The sequence below is a fragment of the Gryllotalpicola sp. CP2-P1 genome, assembly GCF_057512245.1.
In genome coordinates this window covers 13,900-29,948 of sequence record NZ_JBLRDT010000008.1, presented here as the reverse complement: position 1 = coordinate 29,948, position 16,049 = coordinate 13,900, and the positions used below count along the sequence as shown (strand labels likewise).

General features: G+C 69.7%; 15 protein-coding genes. 7 read left to right on the top strand and 8 right to left on the bottom strand.

Going from position 1 to position 16,049, the window contains the following annotated elements; translation table 11 throughout:
• Nucleotides 1-228 precede the first annotated feature (228 nt).
• From ACM2XV_RS01505 to ACM2XV_RS01470, 8 genes are all read right to left on the bottom strand, one after another.
• The gene (locus tag ACM2XV_RS01505) at nucleotides 229-987 is read right to left on the bottom strand and encodes a ferredoxin reductase (protein WP_344775236.1); all 759 of its coding nucleotides are present in this window, start codon (nucleotides 985-987) and stop codon (nucleotides 229-231) included.
• Nucleotides 984-1,574 (bottom strand): sulfite oxidase-like oxidoreductase, encoded by a 591-nt coding sequence (locus tag ACM2XV_RS01500; RefSeq protein WP_487025754.1) that lies wholly within the window; start codon nucleotides 1,572-1,574, stop codon nucleotides 984-986. The genes ACM2XV_RS01505 and ACM2XV_RS01500 overlap by 4 nt, the downstream gene beginning before the upstream one ends.
• Before the next feature lie 93 nt (nucleotides 1,575-1,667).
• On the bottom strand, nucleotides 1,668-2,444 hold the full coding sequence (locus tag ACM2XV_RS01495) for a succinate dehydrogenase iron-sulfur subunit (RefSeq protein WP_344775232.1): 777 nt from the start codon (nucleotides 2,442-2,444) through the stop codon (nucleotides 1,668-1,670).
• A complete protein-coding gene (gene sdhA, locus ACM2XV_RS01490; protein WP_487025753.1) occupies nucleotides 2,444-4,279 on the bottom strand; it encodes a succinate dehydrogenase flavoprotein subunit in 1,836 nt (611 codons plus the stop codon). Before sdhA ends, ACM2XV_RS01495 begins: the two co-directional genes overlap by 1 nt.
• 23 nt (nucleotides 4,280-4,302) lie before the next feature.
• Nucleotides 4,303-4,737 carry a succinate dehydrogenase hydrophobic membrane anchor subunit gene (locus ACM2XV_RS01485; RefSeq protein ID WP_344775228.1) on the bottom strand — a complete coding sequence of 145 codons (435 nt, stop codon included), beginning with the start codon at nucleotides 4,735-4,737 and terminating at the stop codon, nucleotides 4,303-4,305.
• Nucleotides 4,734-5,156: a succinate dehydrogenase, cytochrome b556 subunit gene (sdhC, locus tag ACM2XV_RS01480; RefSeq protein ID WP_344775226.1), complete on the bottom strand. Its 423-nt coding sequence runs from the start codon at nucleotides 5,154-5,156 to the stop codon at nucleotides 4,734-4,736. The genes ACM2XV_RS01485 and sdhC overlap by 4 nt, the downstream gene beginning before the upstream one ends.
• 136 nt (nucleotides 5,157-5,292) lie before the next feature.
• On the bottom strand, nucleotides 5,293-6,429 hold the full coding sequence (locus ACM2XV_RS01475) for a magnesium and cobalt transport protein CorA (protein WP_344775224.1): 1,137 nt from the start codon (nucleotides 6,427-6,429) through the stop codon (nucleotides 5,293-5,295).
• Nucleotides 6,430-6,505: 76 nt separating this feature from the next.
• Complete coding sequence (locus ACM2XV_RS01470; RefSeq protein WP_487025752.1) at nucleotides 6,506-7,639, bottom strand: glycosyltransferase family 4 protein; 1,134 nt, start codon at nucleotides 7,637-7,639, stop codon at nucleotides 6,506-6,508.
• A gap of 110 nt (nucleotides 7,640-7,749) precedes the next feature.
• Between ACM2XV_RS01470 and ACM2XV_RS01465 the strand changes: the two genes are divergently transcribed.
• The 7 genes from ACM2XV_RS01465 to ACM2XV_RS01435 all read left to right on the top strand — a co-directional run bounded on the left by ACM2XV_RS01465 (nucleotide 7,750) and on the right by ACM2XV_RS01435 (nucleotide 16,034).
• Nucleotides 7,750-8,874, top strand: a complete 1,125-nt coding sequence (locus tag ACM2XV_RS01465; RefSeq protein ID WP_487025751.1) for a mannose-1-phosphate guanylyltransferase — start codon at nucleotides 7,750-7,752, stop codon at nucleotides 8,872-8,874.
• Between the two features lie 130 nt (nucleotides 8,875-9,004).
• A complete protein-coding gene (locus ACM2XV_RS01460) occupies nucleotides 9,005-10,090 on the top strand; it encodes a BMP family lipoprotein (protein WP_344775218.1) in 1,086 nt (361 codons plus the stop codon).
• A 98-nt stretch (nucleotides 10,091-10,188) separates the two neighbouring features.
• Entirely contained in the window at nucleotides 10,189-11,709 is a 1,521-nt protein-coding gene (locus ACM2XV_RS01455; protein ID WP_344775216.1) for an ABC transporter ATP-binding protein, read from the top strand.
• Nucleotides 11,709-13,040 carry an ABC transporter permease gene (locus ACM2XV_RS01450; protein WP_487025750.1) on the top strand — a complete coding sequence of 444 codons (1,332 nt, stop codon included), beginning with the start codon at nucleotides 11,709-11,711 and terminating at the stop codon, nucleotides 13,038-13,040. Before ACM2XV_RS01455 ends, ACM2XV_RS01450 begins: the two co-directional genes overlap by 1 nt.
• Nucleotides 13,041-13,043: 3 nt before the next feature.
• A complete protein-coding gene (locus tag ACM2XV_RS01445; RefSeq protein ID WP_344775212.1) occupies nucleotides 13,044-14,330 on the top strand; it encodes an ABC transporter permease in 1,287 nt (428 codons plus the stop codon).
• Nucleotides 14,320-14,739, top strand: coding sequence for a cytidine deaminase (locus ACM2XV_RS01440; protein WP_344775210.1), 420 nt, complete (start codon nucleotides 14,320-14,322; stop codon nucleotides 14,737-14,739). Before ACM2XV_RS01445 ends, ACM2XV_RS01440 begins: the two co-directional genes overlap by 11 nt.
• Complete coding sequence (locus ACM2XV_RS01435) at nucleotides 14,739-16,034, top strand: thymidine phosphorylase (protein WP_487025749.1); 1,296 nt, start codon at nucleotides 14,739-14,741, stop codon at nucleotides 16,032-16,034. The genes ACM2XV_RS01440 and ACM2XV_RS01435 overlap by 1 nt, the downstream gene beginning before the upstream one ends.
• Nucleotides 16,035-16,049 lie beyond the last annotated feature (15 nt).

Genomic DNA, 16,049 nt, shown 5'->3' with positions numbered 1-16,049 from the left:
CTCGGGCTCGGGGCGACGGAGCTCTCGATGTCGCCCGCACTGCTCGGCGAGGTGCGGGCCGAGCTTCTGCGGCACACGCTCGCCGAGGCGCGCGAGCTCGCCGCGCTGGCGCTCGCGCAGCGATCGGCCGCCGACGCGCGCGCGGTCGTCACGAAGGCGGTCCGCACGCGCCGCTGAGCCGCTTTCGTGACGACCGGGACCGCTGGCGCCCCTGGCGCCTGGCGCCCCTCAGCCTCCGAAGCGCTCCGTCTTGATGCGGTCGGGGTCGAATCCGTCGTCGATCAGCCGGTTGGCGACGGTTTCGACGAAGGCGGTGGGGCCGCAGATGAAGAAGCGCACGTTCTCGTCCATCGCCGCCATCGCGACCTCGTCGCGGGTGAGGCGACCGGGCGGCCGGGTCACCTCGGGCGGCGCTTCCCGCGTGTAGAACAGCATCAGCTCGAACGGCGCCTCGGCGTCGGCCGCGAGCTCGTGCAGCTCGTCGCGGTAGATCACGCGGTCGGGGGAGCGGACCGAATAGAGCAGCGTGAAGGGCACCCGGCTGCGCAGGAGTCTGTGCCGGCGGGCCATCGCCATGAGCGGCACGACGCCCGAGCCGCCGGCGATCAGCACCACGGGCGACTCGTCCTCGGGGTGCCACACGAACCAGCCGCCGACGGGGCCGCGCACCTCGAGCTGCTCGCCGAGCTGCACGCCGCGCACGAGGTAGGGGCTCACCTCGCCGTCCGCGAGCTCCTCGACGGTGATCTCTGCCTCATCGCCGCCCTCGGCGCTCGCGAGCGAGTACGAGCGCTGGGCGGTGTACCCGTCGGGGGCGGTGAGGCGGACGTCGATGTGCTGCCCAGCGAGCTCGGAGCCGAGGCCCGGCGCGCGCAACCGCAGGGTGCGCGCGGCATCCGTCTCGAATCGCGCGGCGATCACCTCGGCGACCCGCCACGTGTTCGCCGCGCGATGCTGCGCGTCGGTGGCGGCGCTCGCGTCGCTCACCAGTAGCGCTGCTCGAGCCAGGGGTCGCCCCGCAGGTGATACCCGTTGGACTCCCAGAACCCGGGCTGGTCGTTCGGGATCAGCTCGAGGCCGCTCACCCACTTCGCGGACTTCCAGAAGTACAGGTGCGGCACGAGCAGCCGGGCGGGGCCGCCGTGCTCGGGCGCCAGCGGCTCGCCGTCGAACTCCCACGCGACCCAGGCCTTTCCGCCGAGCAGGTCGGCGAGCGGCACGTTCGTCGTGTACCCGCCGTAGGAGTGCGCCATCGTGTACTGGAACTCGTGATCGACGCCTTCGAAGAGCGTGTCGATCGCCACGCCGCGCCAGGTGGTGCCGAGCTTCGACCAGCTCGTGACGCAGTGGATGTCGGTCGTCACCTCCTGCTGGGGAAGCGCCATGAACTCCGCCCAGTCCCAGACCTTCTTCTCGCCGCGGCCGAGATCCAGGGTGAACGTCCACTGATCGGTGCTGACGCGGGGCGTGGGGCCGGCCGAGAGCACGGGGAAGGACTCGGTCAGGTACTGACCGGGTGGCAGCGACGGATCGCTGCGGCGTCGGCCCAGGAAGCCGGACGAAATGAGCGCCATGGCCTGAGCGTAGGGGCACAGCGAAATCGTCGCCACCTTCTGCGGCATCCTCGCGATCGAGGCGGCAGAAAGTGGCGACGACTGGGGTGGCGCCTAGCGGCGGCCGCGGATCACGGCCTGCTTCACCTCGGCGATCGCCTGGGTGATCTGGATGCCGCGGGGGCACGCCTCGGTGCAGTTGAAGGTCGTGCGGCAGCGCCACACGCCCTCCTTGTCGTTCAGGATGTCGAGGCGCACCTGCGACTCGTCGTCGCGGGAGTCGAAGATGAAGCGGTGCGCGTTGACGATCGCGGCCGGGCCGAAGTACTGGCCATCGGTCCAGAACACGGGGCACGACGAGGTGCATGCCGCGCACAGGATGCACTTGGTGGTGTCGTCGAAGCGCTCGCGGTCTTCGGGGGACTGCAGGCGCTCCTTGCCCTCGTGGGTCGGCTGGTGCGACTGCAGGAACGGCTGGACCTCGCGGAAGGACTCGAAGAACGGGTCCATGTTGACGATCAGGTCCTTCTCGAGGGGAAGGCCCTTGATCGCCTCGACGTAGACGGGCTTCGACAGGTCGAGGTCCTTCATCAGGGTCTTGCACGCCAGGCGGTTGCGCCCGTTGATGCGCATCGCGTCGGAGCCGCAGACGCCGTGGGCGCACGAGCGCCGGAACGAGAGCGACCCGTCCTGCTCCCACTTGATCTTGTGCAGCACGTCGAGCACGCGGTCGGTCGAGTAGACCTCGACGTCGTAGTCGACCCAGCGCGGCTCGCTGTCGACCTCGGGGTCGTAGCGGCGGATGATGACGGTGGCCAGGATGACGTCGATGGCCGGCGCCGCGCTGGCGGGGGCGGCACCGTCGTTGATCGTGTCCGTTGCAGTCGACATCAGTACTTCCTCTCCATCGGCGGGTACAGCAGCTCGCCGTCGTCGCCCTTCACGAAGACCACCGGCTTGTAGTCGAGCTTGATGTGGTCCTCCGGGTCGGGCGACGTCGCGTCGCCCGTCAGGTAGGCCATCGTGTGCTTCATCCAGTTCTCGTCGTCGCGCTTCTGGAAGTCCTCGCGCATGTGGCCGCCGCGGGACTCCTCGCGGTTCATCGCCGAGTAGACGACGACCTCGGCGAGGTCGAGCAGGAAGCCGAGCTCGATCGCCTCGAGCAGGTCGGTGTTGAAGCGCGAGCCGCGGTCGTGGATGCCGATGTTCTTGTAGCGCTGGCGCAGGTCGTGGATGATGTGCAGCATCTCGCGCAGCGAGTCCGCCGTGCGGTAGACCTGCGCCTTGTCGTCCATGTTCTCCTGCAGGGTCTTGCGCAGGGTCGCGATGCTCTCGCTGCCGCTCGCGCCCCTGACCTGCTCGACGAGCGTGCGCACGCCCTTCGCCGGGTCGTCGGGAAGCGGCGTGAAGTCGACGCCCTGCACGTACGCGACGGCGTTCTGGCCGGCGCGCTTGCCGAAGACGTTGATGTCGAGCAGCGAGTTGGTGCCGAGGCGGTTCGAGCCGTGCACCGAGACGCAGGCGCACTCGCCCGCGGCATACAGGCCGGGCACCGGCGTCGTGTTGTCGAGCAGCACCTCGGCGTCGGTGTTGGTCGGGATCCCGCCCATCGCGTAGTGGGCGGTCGGCATCACGGGCACGGGCTCGACGACGGGGTCGATGCCGAGGTACAGGCGCGCGAACTCGGTGATGTCGGGCAGCTTCGTCTCGAGCACCTCGGCGCCGAGGTGGGTGCAGTCGAGCAGCACGTAGTCCTTGTTCGGGCCGGCGCCGCGCCCCTCGCGCACCTCCTGCACCATGCAGCGGGCGACGATGTCGCGCGGCGCGAGGTCCTTGATGGTCGGCGCGTAGCGCTCCATGAAGCGCTCGCCGCTCGCGTTGCGCAGGATCGCGCCCTCACCGCGCGCGCCCTCGGTGAGCAGGATGCCGAGGCCGGCCAGGCCGGTCGGGTGGAACTGGAAGAACTCCATGTCCTCGAGGGGCAGGCCGCGGCGCCAGATCATGCCGACGCCGTCGCCGGTCAGGGTGTGCGCGTTCGACGTGGTCTTGAACATCTTGCCGAAGCCACCCGTGGCGAAGATCACGGCCTTGGCCTGGAAGACGTGAAGCTGGCCGGAGGCGAGCTCGTAGGCGACGACGCCCGAGACCTTGCCCTCGGTGTAGAGCAGGTCGAGGGCGTAGTACTCGTTGAAGAAGTTGACGCCGAGCTTGACGCAGTTCTGGAACAGCGTCTGCAGGATCATGTGGCCTGTGCGGTCGGCGGCGTAGCACGCGCGGCGCACCGGGGCCTTGCCGTGGTCGCGGGTGTGGCCGCCGAAGCGGCGCTGGTCGATCTTGCCCTCTGGGGTGCGGTTGAAGGGCAGGCCCATGTTCTCGAGGTCGATGACCGCGTCGATGGCCTCCTTGGCGAGGATCTGCGCGGCATCCTGGTCGACCAGGTAGTCGCCGCCCTTGATCGTGTCGTAGGTGTGCCACTCGGCGTTGTCCTCTTCGACGTTCGCGAGGGCCGCGGCCATGCCGCCCTGGGCGGCGCCCGTGTGCGAGCGCGTGGGGTAGAGCTTGGTGATCACGCCGACGCTCACGGAGGTGCCCTGCGCTTCCTCGGCCGCGGCGATCGCGGCACGCATGCCGGCGCCTCCTGCGCCGATGATCACGATGTCGAACTGGTGGTGGTGGACTCCGTCGACGACGGCGGCCTGTGCCTCGGGGGCGTGTGGGTCGGTCACGTTCTCGTTCTCTGTTCGGTTCTCTACTTGCAGAAGCTCAGGCTGGGGTCGGTCGGGCACGGGTCGAAGGCCGTGACCGTGTAGGTGCCGAGGATCAGCAGAATGATGACGGCGAGCAGGATGCCCCACTTGAGCACCCGGTTGATCGTCTGGTTGTGCGCGTAGTCGTTCACGAGCGTGCGCATGCCGTTGCCGCCGTGGATGAGAGCGAGCCACAGCATCAGGCCGTCCCAGATGCGCCAGAACGGCGAGGCCCACTTGCCGGCGACGAACGCCCAGTCGACGGCCTTGATGCCGTCGCCCTGCACGAGGTTGACGAAGAGGTGGCCGAAGATCAGGACCACGAGCACGACGCCCGAGATCCGCATGTACATCCAGCCCCACTTCTCCCAATTGGTGCGGCTCTTCTTCCGCTGAGCGGGGGTCTGGGGGGCGCGGGGCGCGTCGATGGTCGTCATGAGTGGCTCGGCTCCGTGAAGACGTTGTGCAGCTGGATCGGCAGGAACCCGGCCATGAGGACCACCCAGATCGCGACGACGATCCAGAACAGCAGGCGCTGGTGGCGGGTCGCCCAGGTCCACAGGTCGACCGCGATGATGCGCAGGCCGTTGACCGCGTGGAAGCAGATGGCGGCGACGAGCGCCGCCTCGCCGAGCCCGAGCAGCGGGTTCTTGTAGGTGCCGATGACGGCGTTGTATGCCTCTGGCGAGATGTTCAGCACGACCGAGTCGAGCACGTGCACCAGCAGGAAGAAGAAGATCGCGACGCCGGTGATGCGGTGCAGCACCCAGGACCACATGCCCTCGCGGCCCCGATACAGCGTTCCACCCAGCCGAGAGGGCCTCGGCGTGGGGGCTTCGATCGTCTGGCTTGACACGGACAACCCTCCCTGGCGGTGCGAACGGGTGCTGCGGTGCATCCGTCTCTTGCGGCATCAGTCTAGGGCGCGCGTCCCGGCGACCGTCACTAAGGCCACCCTAATTTGTCTCGACGTCAAGACAAATCGGGCCCGATCAGAGCCAGTTGCGGCGCCGGAACCAGAAATACAGACCGAAGCCCAGAACGAACATCAGGAACACCGCGAACGGGTAGCCGAGCACCCAGTGCAGCTCGGGCATGTCCGTGAAGTTCATGCCGTAGATGCTCGCGATGAGGGTCGGCGCGAACAGGATCGCCGCCCACGCGGAGATCCTCTTCGTGTCCTCGCCCTGCTGGTGGCTGAGCTCTGAGAGCGCCTGCATGCGCGCGTTCTGCCGCTCGCTCACGAGCGTCGCGTTCACCGTGAGGATGTCGCGCAGCATCGAGCGGAATCCGTCGACGCGCTCGTTGACGACCGTGAGGTGGTCGGCGACGTCGCGCAGGTTGCGCTGCAGCTCCTCGTTGACGTGGTACTTCTCGGCACCCGCCTGCAGGTTGTCCACGACCGTCGCGAGCGGATGGATCGCCCGCTGGAAGTCGATCACCTCGCTCGAGAGCTCGTAGATGCGCCGCGAGACCTGGGCGTCCTGGCTGTCGAACACCTGGCTCTCGATCTCGTCGATGTCGTTGGCGAGGCCGGCGACGACGGGCGCGTACTCGTCGACGACCGTGTCGATGATCGCGAACAGCACCGCCTGCGTTCCCATGGCGAGCAGCTCGGGGTCGGCCTCCATGCGGCGGCGCACGTGCGAGAGGTCGGGCGACTCGCTGTGGCGCACCGTGATGACGAAGTTCTGGCCGACGAACAGGTGCAGCTCGCCGAAGGCGACCTCTTCGGGCACGTCAAGGTAGTCGGCGGCCCGCAGCACCACGAAGAGCGTGTCGTCGTAGCGCTCGAGCTTGGGGCGCTGATGCGCCGAGATCGCGTCCTCGACGGCGAGCTCGTGCAGGTCGAACTCCTCGGCGAGCGAGTGGATCTCGGCCTGCGACGGCCGGTACAGCCCGATCCACGCCATCCCGCCCGGAGTGTCGTGCAGCGCGCGGAACGTCTCGGCGAGCGAAGTGGGCGAGGCGACGCGGATGCCGCCCTGATAGATCGCCGAGTCGACGATGGTGCGCCGCCCGGGCCTGGGGGGAGTGGGCGCCGTGCTCGGCGCCGACGGACTCGACGCCGCGTTCCGACGACCTACGAACGGCATCGACGGCAGGACACGGAGTCTGCGCTGAGCCATGAGCGATACACCTCCCCGGGACGCACGGACGGCTCGGGCATCCGCCCTCGCCAACCCTTGAGGGTACCCCCGGCGCCTATGCGGGGACCTGCGCGGGCCGACGCACCTGCGCGCGTGCCGCCTCGTAGTGCGCGAACAGCTCGCCGCAGAGGTCCGCCCACGAGCGCCCGAGCACCGCGCGGCGCCCGGCCTCGCCGAGGCGCCCCCTCAGCGCGCCGTCCCCGACGAGGGCCCGCACCTGGTTCCGCAGCTCGTGGTCGTCGCGGAACAGGAAGCCGTCGGCGCCGTACTCGACGAGATCGAGCGGGCCGCCCGCGGCCGGGGCGACGACCGGCAGGCCCGACGCGTGCGCCTCCTGCACGGTCTGGCCGAAGGTCTCCTCCTCGCCGGTGTGCACGAACACGTCGAGCGCGGCGTAGGCGGCCGCGAGCTCGTCGCCGGCGAGCCGGCCGAGATAGGTCACGGGCAGCGGGCGCAGGGCCCTCTGCACGGCAGGCATGGCGGGGCCGTCGCCGACGACGGCCAGGCGCATGCCGGGGATGCCGCGCAGGCAGCGCAGCCGCTCGACCTGCTTCTCGGGGGCGATGCGCCCGATGTAGCCCACGACGACCTCGCCGCCGGGGGAGAGGAACTCGCGGTAGCGCCTGGCGAGCGCCGAGCCGCGGTTGTTCGGGTGGTAGCGCTCGAGGTCGACGCCGCGGCCCCAGCGGCCGAGCCGCTCGAAGCCGGCCGCCTCGAGGTCGGCGAGCGACGAGGTCGACGGCGCGAGCGTGAGCGTCGCACCCTCGTGCACCCACTTGAGCAGGCGCCAGACGGCGCCCTGGGCGAGACCGAGTCGATTGCGGCGCGCGAAGCCCGCGACATCCGTCTGATAGATGGCGACGGATGCCACGCCCAGCCGGTTCGCGGCCGCGATGGCCTGCGCGCCCAGCAGGAACGGGCTCGCCGCGTGCAGCACGTCGGGACGGAAGTCGGCGAGCAGGCGCGCCACCTGCGGGTTCGGCAGGCCGACGGGGAACTGGCGGTAGGCCATCGCGGGCACGGTGTGCACGGGGAATCCGGCGTATTCGGGCGGCACCTTGGGCGTCGCCGGGCTGATCACCATCGCCTCGTGCCCGGCTGCCGCGAGCTGCTCGAGGATCCGGCACACACTCGTCGTGACGCCGTTGACCGTGGGAAGAAAGCTCTCGCTGACCACAGCTACCCGCATGGTGCTGAAGTTAAGAAGGCATCGTGGCGGCGCGGTGAACCTGCTGTGAACCGCGGAAGCACACCGGTGTAACTTCGACGGCGCAGGAGCGCCCTCTAGGCTTATGCGTCATGGCCAGCACCAGCGATGCCCTGTCTCGTTTCCACGCCGTGATCCCGGCCGGCGGGGTGGGCTCCCGGCTCTGGCCGCTGTCGCGGGCCGAGGCGCCGAAATTCCTGCACGACCTGAGCGGCAGCGGGCACAGCCTGCTGCGCGACACGTGGGACCGGCTCGTCCCGCTCAGCGGCACGGATCGGATCATGGTGGTCACGGGCCGCGCGCACCGCGGCGCCGTCGAAGAGCAGCTGCCCGACCTGGCCGACGCCAACATCGTGCTCGAGGCCGACCCCCGCGACTCGACGGTCGCGATCTGCCTGGCCGCGGCGATCCTGCACCGCCGCGAGCCCGACGTCATCATCGGCTCCTTCGCCGCCGACCACATCATCAGCCAGCTGAACCTGTTCGAGAGCGCCGTGCGCGAGGCCGTGCGGGTCGCGGACGCCGGCTACATCGCGACCGTCGGCATCCGCCCGACCGAGCCCGCCGTCGGCTTCGGCTACATCAAGCAGGGCGCACCGCTCGGCGTCGAGGGGGCCCCGAGCGGCCGTGCCGTCGAGTCGTTCGTCGAGAAGCCCGATCTGACGACGGCCCGCGGCTACCTGCGCGACGGCGGCTACCTGTGGAACGCGAGCATGTTCGTCTCGCGCGCCGACGTGCTGCTCGACGAGCTCGCGAAGACCAAGCCGCAGCTGCACCGCCAGATCCTCGACCTGGCGTCCGTCTGGGACGAGCCGAGCAAGCGCGGCCCCGCCGTCGACCGCATCTGGCCGCGGCTCGAGAAGGTCGCCATCGACTACTCGGTCGCCGAGCCGGCCGCCGCGCAGGGCCGCATGGCGGTCGTCCCCGGGCAGTTCCGCTGGGACGACGTCGGCGACTTCGCCTCGCTGGCCAAGGTGAACTCCGGCGGCCGCAAGGCCGAGCTGGCGATCCTCGGCGAAGACGCCCGCGTTCTCGCCGACGCGTCGAGCGGCATCGTGGTGAGCCAGTCGAAGCGCATCATCAGCCTGATCGGGGTCAAGGACATCGTCGTGGTCGACACCCCGGATGCGCTGCTCGTGACGACGACCGAGAACGCGCAGCGCGTGAAGTCCGTCGTCGACGCGCTGAAGCTGCAGGGCTCGACCGACGTCCTCTGACGCGGCAGATGTAACGGCCGCATTAAGAACAGCCGATCTGGCACGGGGCACCCCCGGCGATTAGGTAGCTTCTTCTGGTGCCCCCGCATGCACCCGCGCGGCACCCTGCAATACCTGTGGAGGGGTAAAAGTGAAGAACACAGCACGGAAGGCGATCGTCTCGGCGATCGCCGTTGCGAGCGGCGTGGCGCTGCTCGCCGGTTGCGCCCAGGCGCCGTCTGAATCCGGCGACGGGTCGACCGCGGCCAAGAAGGATTTCCTGCCCTGCATGATCTCCGACTCCGGCGGCTTCGACGACCACTCGTTCAACGAGCTCGGCTTCAACGGCCTGGTCAGCGCCTCGAAGTCCCTCGGCGTCGAGTACAAGAAGGCCGAGTCGAAGACCGACGCCGACTACCAGCCGAACATCTCGAGCATGGTCGCGCAGAACTGCAACCTGATCATCACGGTCGGCTTCAACCTCGCCGACGCGACGAAGTCGGCCGCAGCGCAGAACCCCGACACCGACTTCGCGATCATCGACGACAACTCGATCACCGCTGACAACGTGCAGCCGATCATCTTCGACACGGCGCAGGCGGCCTTCCTCGGCGGCTACGCCGCGGCGAGCTACTCGAAGACCGGCACCGTCGGCACCTTCGGCGGCCAGCAGATCCCGACCGTGACGATCTTCATGGACGGCTTCGCCGACGGCGTCGCGTACTACAACAAGCAGAAGAACAAGGACGTCAAGGTCGTCGGCTGGAACGTGCAGAGCCAGAAGGGCTCCTTCACGGGCGGCTTCGACGCCAACGACACCGCGCAGAACACGGCCCAGGGCATCATCGACCAGGGCGCCGACGTGATCATGCCGGTCGGCGGCCCGATCTATCAGTCGGCGGCGACCGCGATCAAGAACTCCGGCAAGTCCATCGTGATGATCGGTGTCGATGCGGACGTGTACAACACCGACCCGTCGGTGCGCAGCATCCTGCTCACGTCCGTCATGAAGGGCATCGACCCCTCCGTGCAGGCGGTCGTGAAGTCGGCGGCCGACGGCAAGTTCTCGAACACCCCGTACGTCGGCACGCTGAAGAACGACGGCGTGGGCCTCGCTCCGTTCCACGACTTCGAGTCGAAGGTCGACCCGGGCCTGCAGGGCGAGCTCGACAAGATCAAGCAGGGCATCATCGACGGGTCGATCACGGTCGACTCGCCTGCGAGCCCCAAGTCCTGATCTCGTAACTCCTGAAGCGGCCGGCCGGGGGCGAACCCCTCGGCCGGCCGCTTTCTATCTGTCGCCCCGACCCCGGGCGGAAAGGTAGCGTTTCCCGTATGAAGCTCGAACTGCGCGGCATCACCAAGCGCTTCGGAAGCCTCACCGCCAACGATCACATCTCCCTCACCGTCGAACCCGGTGAGGTGCACTGCCTGCTCGGCGAGAACGGTGCGGGCAAGTCCACCCTGATGAACGTGCTCTACGGCCTGTACCAGGCCGACGAGGGCGAGATCCTCCTCGACGACGAGGTGCAGCATTTCGCCGGCCCCGGTGACGCGATGAAGGCGGGCATCGGCATGGTGCACCAGCACTTCATGCTGATCCCGGTGTTCACGGTCGCCGAGAACGTGATGCTCGGGCACGAGCAGACGAAGGGCCTCGGCCGCCTCGACCTCGCCGCGGCTCGCGCGAAGGTGCGCGAGATCTCGCAGCGCTTCGGCTTCGACGTGGACCCCGACGCCATCGTCGAGCAGCTGCCGGTCGGCGTGCAGCAGCGTGTCGAGATCATCAAGGCGCTCAGCCGCGACGCCAAGGTGCTCGTCTTCGATGAGCCGACCGCCGTGCTCACCCCGCAGGAGACCGACGAGCTGATGGGCATCATGCGCCAGCTCAAGGAGCAGGGCACCGGCATCGTCTTCATCACCCACAAGCTGCGCGAGGTCCGCGAGGTCGCGGACCGCATCACGGTCATCCGCCTGGGCAAGGTCGTGGGCGAGGCCTCGCCCACCGCGAGCAACTCCGAGCTGGCCTCGCTCATGGTCGGCCGCGCGGTCGAGCTCACGGTGCAGAAGGAGCCGGCCAAGCCGGCGGATGCCGCGCTGGTGGTCGACCACCTGACGGTGCTCGACGCCCTCGGCCAGAAGGTCGTGAACGACGTCAGCTTCCAGGTGCACGAGGGTGAGATCCTCGCCATCGCCGGCGTGCAGGGCAACGGGCAGACCGAGCTCACCGAGGCGCTGCTCGGCCTGCAGTCCCGCGTCGACGGCTCCATCACCCTCGACGGTGCCGAGCTCGTCGGCAAGGGCGTGCGGCAGGTGCTCGACGCGGGCGTCGGCTTCGTGCCAGAGGACCGCAACGAGGACGGCCTCGTGGGCGAGTTCACCATCGCCGAGAACCTCATGCTCGACCGCTCGTCGGGCGCGCCGTTCGTCAAGGGGGCCAACCTGCAGACCAAGGCGCTCAACGCCTTCGCGGAAGAGAAGGTGAAGGAGTTCGACGTGCGCGCGCAGTCGATCCAGACCCACGTCGGCCGGCTCTCCGGCGGCAATCAGCAGAAGGTCGTGCTCGCGCGCGAGCTGTCCCGCGAGCTGCGCCTGCTCGTCGCGGCGCAGCCGACGCGCGGCCTCGACGTCGGCTCGATCGAGTTCGTGCACAAGCGCATCGTCGCCACCCGCGACGAGGGCGTTCCCGTCATCGTCGTCTCGACCGAGCTCGACGAGGTGGTCGCGCTCGCCGACCGCATCGCCGTCATGTACCGCGGCGGCATCGTCGGCATCGTGCCGGGGGACACGCCCCGCGACGTGCTGGGACTGATGATGGCGGGCGAGGCGCCCGAGCTCGCGGGGGAGGCTGCGTGATGAGCGACCCCACGAACGAGGCAGAGACCACGACGGATGCCCCGCAGCAGGCATCCCCGGCCGACTCGGCAGCCGCGCCCCAGCAGCCCTCGACCGCCCCGCAGCCCGCGGTGACCACACGGGGCCAGCGGGCGCTGCGCGAGATCATGGGCGGCAGCTTCGTGATCTCGGTGCTCGCCGTGTTCCTCGCGCTCGTCGTCGGCGCGGTGCTCATCGCCCTGACGGACCCGGGCGTGCAGCAGGCCTCCGGCTACTTCTTCGCGCGGCCCGGCGACACCTTCCGGGCCATCTGGGCGGCGGTCGGCGGCTCGTACACGTCGCTGTTCCAGGGCGCGATCTTCAACACCGGCGCGTTCACCTTCTCGGCCGGAATCCAGCCGCTGATGAACACGCTGAGCGCGGCGACGCCGCTGATCTTCGGCGGGCTCGGCATCGCGCTCGCCTTCCGCATCGGACTGTTCAACATCGGCGGCCAGGGCCAGATCCTCATCGGCGGCGCCTTCGCCGGCTGGGTCGCCTGGTCCTTCCCGATGCCGTTCCCCCTGGCGCTCATCGTCGCGATCGTCGCAGGTATCGTCGGCGGCGCGGTCTGGGCGGGCATCGTGGGCTGGCTCAAGGCGCAGACCGGCGCGCACGAGGTGATCGTCACGATCATGCTCAACTACGTCGCGTTCTACCTGATCTCGTTCCTGCTGCGCACCCCGGGCGCGCTGCAGGCGCCGGGCACCAACAACCCGAAGTCGCCCGCGATCCCCGAGGCGGCGCAGCTGCCCGGGCTGTTCGGCATCCGCTACACGGTGACCTGGGCGTTCGTGCTCGCGATCGCCGCCGCGTTCGCCTACTGGTGGCTGATGAACCGCTCGAACCTCGGCTTCCGCTTCCGCGCCGTCGGCGAGAACCCCAGCGCCGCGCGCACCGCGGGCATCGGGGTCGAGCGCATGTACATCTACGGCATGGCGATCGCCGGCGGCTTCGTCGGCCTCGCGGGTGTCAACCAGGTGCTCGCCACGACGCCGGGCGGCTTCTCCTCGGGCTTCGACGCGGGCCTCGGCTTCGACGCGATCACCGTCGCACTGCTCGGCCGCTCACGGCCCCTCGGCGTGTTCGTCGCGGGTCTGCTGTTCGGCGCGCTCAAGTCCGGCGGCTACGTCATGCAGGCGGCGAACGGCATCCCGATCGACATCGTGCTCATCGTGCAGTCGCTCATCGTCCTGTTCATCGCGGCGCCGCCGCTCGTGCGGGCCATCTTCGGCCTGCCCACGCCGGGCAGCGCCCCGCGGCGCTCGCGTCGCGCGGCCGGCGCCGACCGCACTGTCGCGAAGGAGGCCTGAGCCTTGACCACCACCACCGCCCCGGTCGCCGACGCCGCGCCCATCGTCCTCGAGAAGGTCGATGTGCGCAGCTGGAAGGTGCCCATCGCGCTCAGCGTCTTCGCCCTCGGCGCCGTCGTGCTGTTCATCGTCTTCGCGCGCTCGGGGCACACCGAGTTCCGGTTCAGCCAGAGCGAGGACTTCTTCCGCATTCCCGACCTCACGGTGCCGTCCGCGCCCGTCGGCATCGTGCTCGCGATCGTCACGGTCGTGATGGCCCTGCTCAGCTGGGCCGCGGTCGCGAGAGGCGTGCGCGTCCCGATGTGGTTCACGGCGCTGTTCGCCGTCGTCTTCATCGTCGGATTCCTCGCGTGGGCGGCTCAGGGCGACCGCCCGCTGCCCGTCACCTCGCTGCTGCTCGGCGCGGTGACGCTGTCGGTGCCCCTCGTGTTCGGCGCTCTCGGCGGTGTCATCGGCGAGCGGGCCGGCGTGGTGAACGTCGCCATCGAGGGCCAGCTGCTCGGCGGCGCGTTCTGCTCGGCGCTCGTCGCCTCTGCCACCGGCAGCATGACCCTCGGCCTCGTCGCCGCGGCGGTCGCCGGCGTGCTGGTCGCGTTCATCCTCGCGGCGTTCGCGATCAAGTACCTCGTCGACCAGGTCATCGTCGGCGTCGTCATCAACGTGCTCGTGACCGGCCTCACGAACTTCGGCTACACGAAGATCCTCGCGGCCGACCCCGAGCACCTGAACACGCGGATGACGCTGCCCGACCTGCCGATCCCCGGCCTGTCCGAGATCCCGGTCATCGGGCCGGTCTTCTTCGACCACTCGATCATCGTGTACATCGCCTACGTGGCCGTCGCGGCGGTGTGGTTCGGGCTATTCCACACCAAGTGGGGCCTGCGCGTGCGCGCGGTGGGCGAGCACCCGCAGGCGGCCGACACGGTCGGCATCAACGTCAACGGCACGCGGTTCTGGAACGTGTCGCTCGCCGGCGCCGTGGCGGGCCTCGGCGGGGCGTTCTTCACCCTCGGCTCTGTCGGCATCTTCACCAAGGAGATGACGGCGGGCCAGGGCTACATCGCCCTCGCCGCGGTGATCTTCGGCCGCTGGGACCCGATCCGCGCGACGCTCGCCGCCCTGCTGTTCGGCTTCGCCACCAACCTGCAGAACACGCTCGGCATCATCGGCTCGCCCGTGCCGAGCGAGTTCCTGCTGATGCTGCCCTACCTCGTGACGATCTTCGCCGTGGCCGGTCTCGTCGGAAAGTCTCGCGGCCCGGCCGCCAGTGGGAAGCCGTATGTCAAGTAACGGCAGCTCGGCATCCGTCGACTGGGACGCGCTGCGCGCGGTCGCGACGGATGCCATGGGCAAGAGCTACTCGCCCTACTCGCGGTTCCCCGTCGGCGCCGCCGCGATCGTCGACGACGGCCGCATCGTGCGCGGCGCGAACATCGAGAACGCGTCGTACGGCGTGACGCTGTGCGCCGAGTGCTCGCTCGTCTCCGACCTCGTGATGAGCGGCGGGGGCAGGCTCGTCGCCTTTACCTGCGTCGACGGGCACGGCGCCGTGCTGATGCCGTGCGGGCGCTGCCGGCAGCTGCTGTTCGAGCATTCCGCGCCGGGAATGCTGCTCGAGACGGTGTCGGGCGTGAAGACGATCGACGAGGTCCTGCCGGACGCGTTCGGCCCCCGAACCCTCGAGGAGTACTCCAACTGATGACAGTCGAACCCTTCGACGCAGTCCAGCTGATCGCCGCCAAGCGCGACCGCGGCACGCTCACCACCGCCCAGATCGAGTGGCTGGTCGACGCGTACACCCGCGGCTACGTCGCCGACTCGCAGATGTCCGCGCTCGCGATGGCGATCCTGCTGAACGGCATGACGCGCCAGGAGATCCGCGACCTCACGATGGCGATGGTCGCGTCGGGAGAGCGCCTCGACTTCACAGGGCTGGGCAAGCCGACCGCCGACAAGCACTCGACCGGCGGCGTCGGCGACAAGATCACCCTGCCGCTCATGCCGCTGGTGGCATCCTTCGGCGTCGCCGTGCCGCAGCTGTCGGGCCGCGGCCTCGGCCACACCGGCGGCACGCTCGACAAGCTCGAGTCCATCCCCGGCTGGCGCGCCTCGCTCACGAACGACGAGGTGTTCGCGCAGCTCGCCGGCCCCGTGAGCGGCGTCATCTGCGCCGCCGGCGCCGGCCTCGCGCCCGCCGACAAGAAGCTCTACGCGCTGCGCGACACGACGGGCACCGTCGAGGCGATTCCGCTCATCGCCTCGTCGATCATGAGCAAGAAGATCGCCGAGGGCACGGGCGTGCTGGTGCTCGACGTGAAGTTCGGCTCCGGCGCGTTCATGAAGGACTTCGCGAAGGCCCGCGAGCTGGCGCAGACGATGGTCGAGCTGGGCACGGATGCCGGCGTGGCGACCTCCGCTCTGCTGACCGACATGAACGTGCCGCTCGGCCTCACCATCGGCAACGCGAACGAGGTGCGCGAGTCGGTCGAGGTGCTCGCGGGCGGTGGCCCCGCCGACGTCGTCGAGCTCACGATCGCCCTCGCGCGCGAGATGCTGGCCCTCGCCGGCCAGCCCGATGCCGACGTCGAGGCCGCGCTCGCCGACGGCCGCGCGATGGACCAGTGGCGCGCCTTCGTCACCGCGCAGGGCGGCGACCCCGACGCGGCGCTGCCCGAGCCGCGTGAGACCCACACCGTCACCGCGCCGCGCGCAGGGGTGCTGACCAAGCAGGACGCGCTCGCGTTCGGCATCGCCGCCTGGCGGCTCGGTGCCGGCCGCGCCCGGCAGGAGGACCCCGTGGTGCACGCCGCCGGCATCGAGCTGTACGCCAAGCCGGGTGACAGCGTCGCCGCCGGCCAGCCCCTCTTCACGCTGGCCGCCGATGACGCGGCACGGTTCGACCGTGCGCTCGAGGCGCTCGACGGGGCCTGGGCGATCGGGGAGGCATCCGATCACACCCCGTCGCCGCTCGTCGTGGAGAGGCTGGGGCGATGACGGCGCCGGCCGTGC

What these genes read in the sequence shown, in the direction of transcription:
- ACM2XV_RS01500 (WP_487025754.1), bottom strand. Translation starts at nt 1,574, where the DNA reads ATGGCGCTCATTTCGTCCGGCTTCCTGGGCCGACGCCGCAGCGATCCG.
- ACM2XV_RS01495 (WP_344775232.1), bottom strand. Translation starts at nt 2,444, where the DNA reads ATGTCGACTGCAACGGACACGATCAACGACGGTGCCGCCCCCGCCAGC.
- ACM2XV_RS01485 (WP_344775228.1), bottom strand. Translation starts at nt 4,737, where the DNA reads ATGACGACCATCGACGCGCCCCGCGCCCCCCAGACCCCCGCTCAGCGG.
- ACM2XV_RS01475 (WP_344775224.1), bottom strand. Translation starts at nt 6,429, where the DNA reads ATGGCTCAGCGCAGACTCCGTGTCCTGCCGTCGATGCCGTTCGTAGGT.
- ACM2XV_RS01470 (WP_487025752.1), bottom strand. Translation starts at nt 7,639, where the DNA reads ATGCGGGTAGCTGTGGTCAGCGAGAGCTTTCTTCCCACGGTCAACGGC.
- ACM2XV_RS01465 (WP_487025751.1), top strand. Translation starts at nt 7,750, where the DNA reads ATGGCCAGCACCAGCGATGCCCTGTCTCGTTTCCACGCCGTGATCCCG.
- ACM2XV_RS01455 (WP_344775216.1), top strand. Translation starts at nt 10,189, where the DNA reads ATGAAGCTCGAACTGCGCGGCATCACCAAGCGCTTCGGAAGCCTCACC.
- ACM2XV_RS01450 (WP_487025750.1), top strand. Translation starts at nt 11,709, where the DNA reads ATGAGCGACCCCACGAACGAGGCAGAGACCACGACGGATGCCCCGCAG.
- ACM2XV_RS01440 (WP_344775210.1), top strand. Translation starts at nt 14,320, where the DNA reads ATGTCAAGTAACGGCAGCTCGGCATCCGTCGACTGGGACGCGCTGCGC.
- ACM2XV_RS01435 (WP_487025749.1), top strand. Translation starts at nt 14,739, where the DNA reads ATGACAGTCGAACCCTTCGACGCAGTCCAGCTGATCGCCGCCAAGCGC.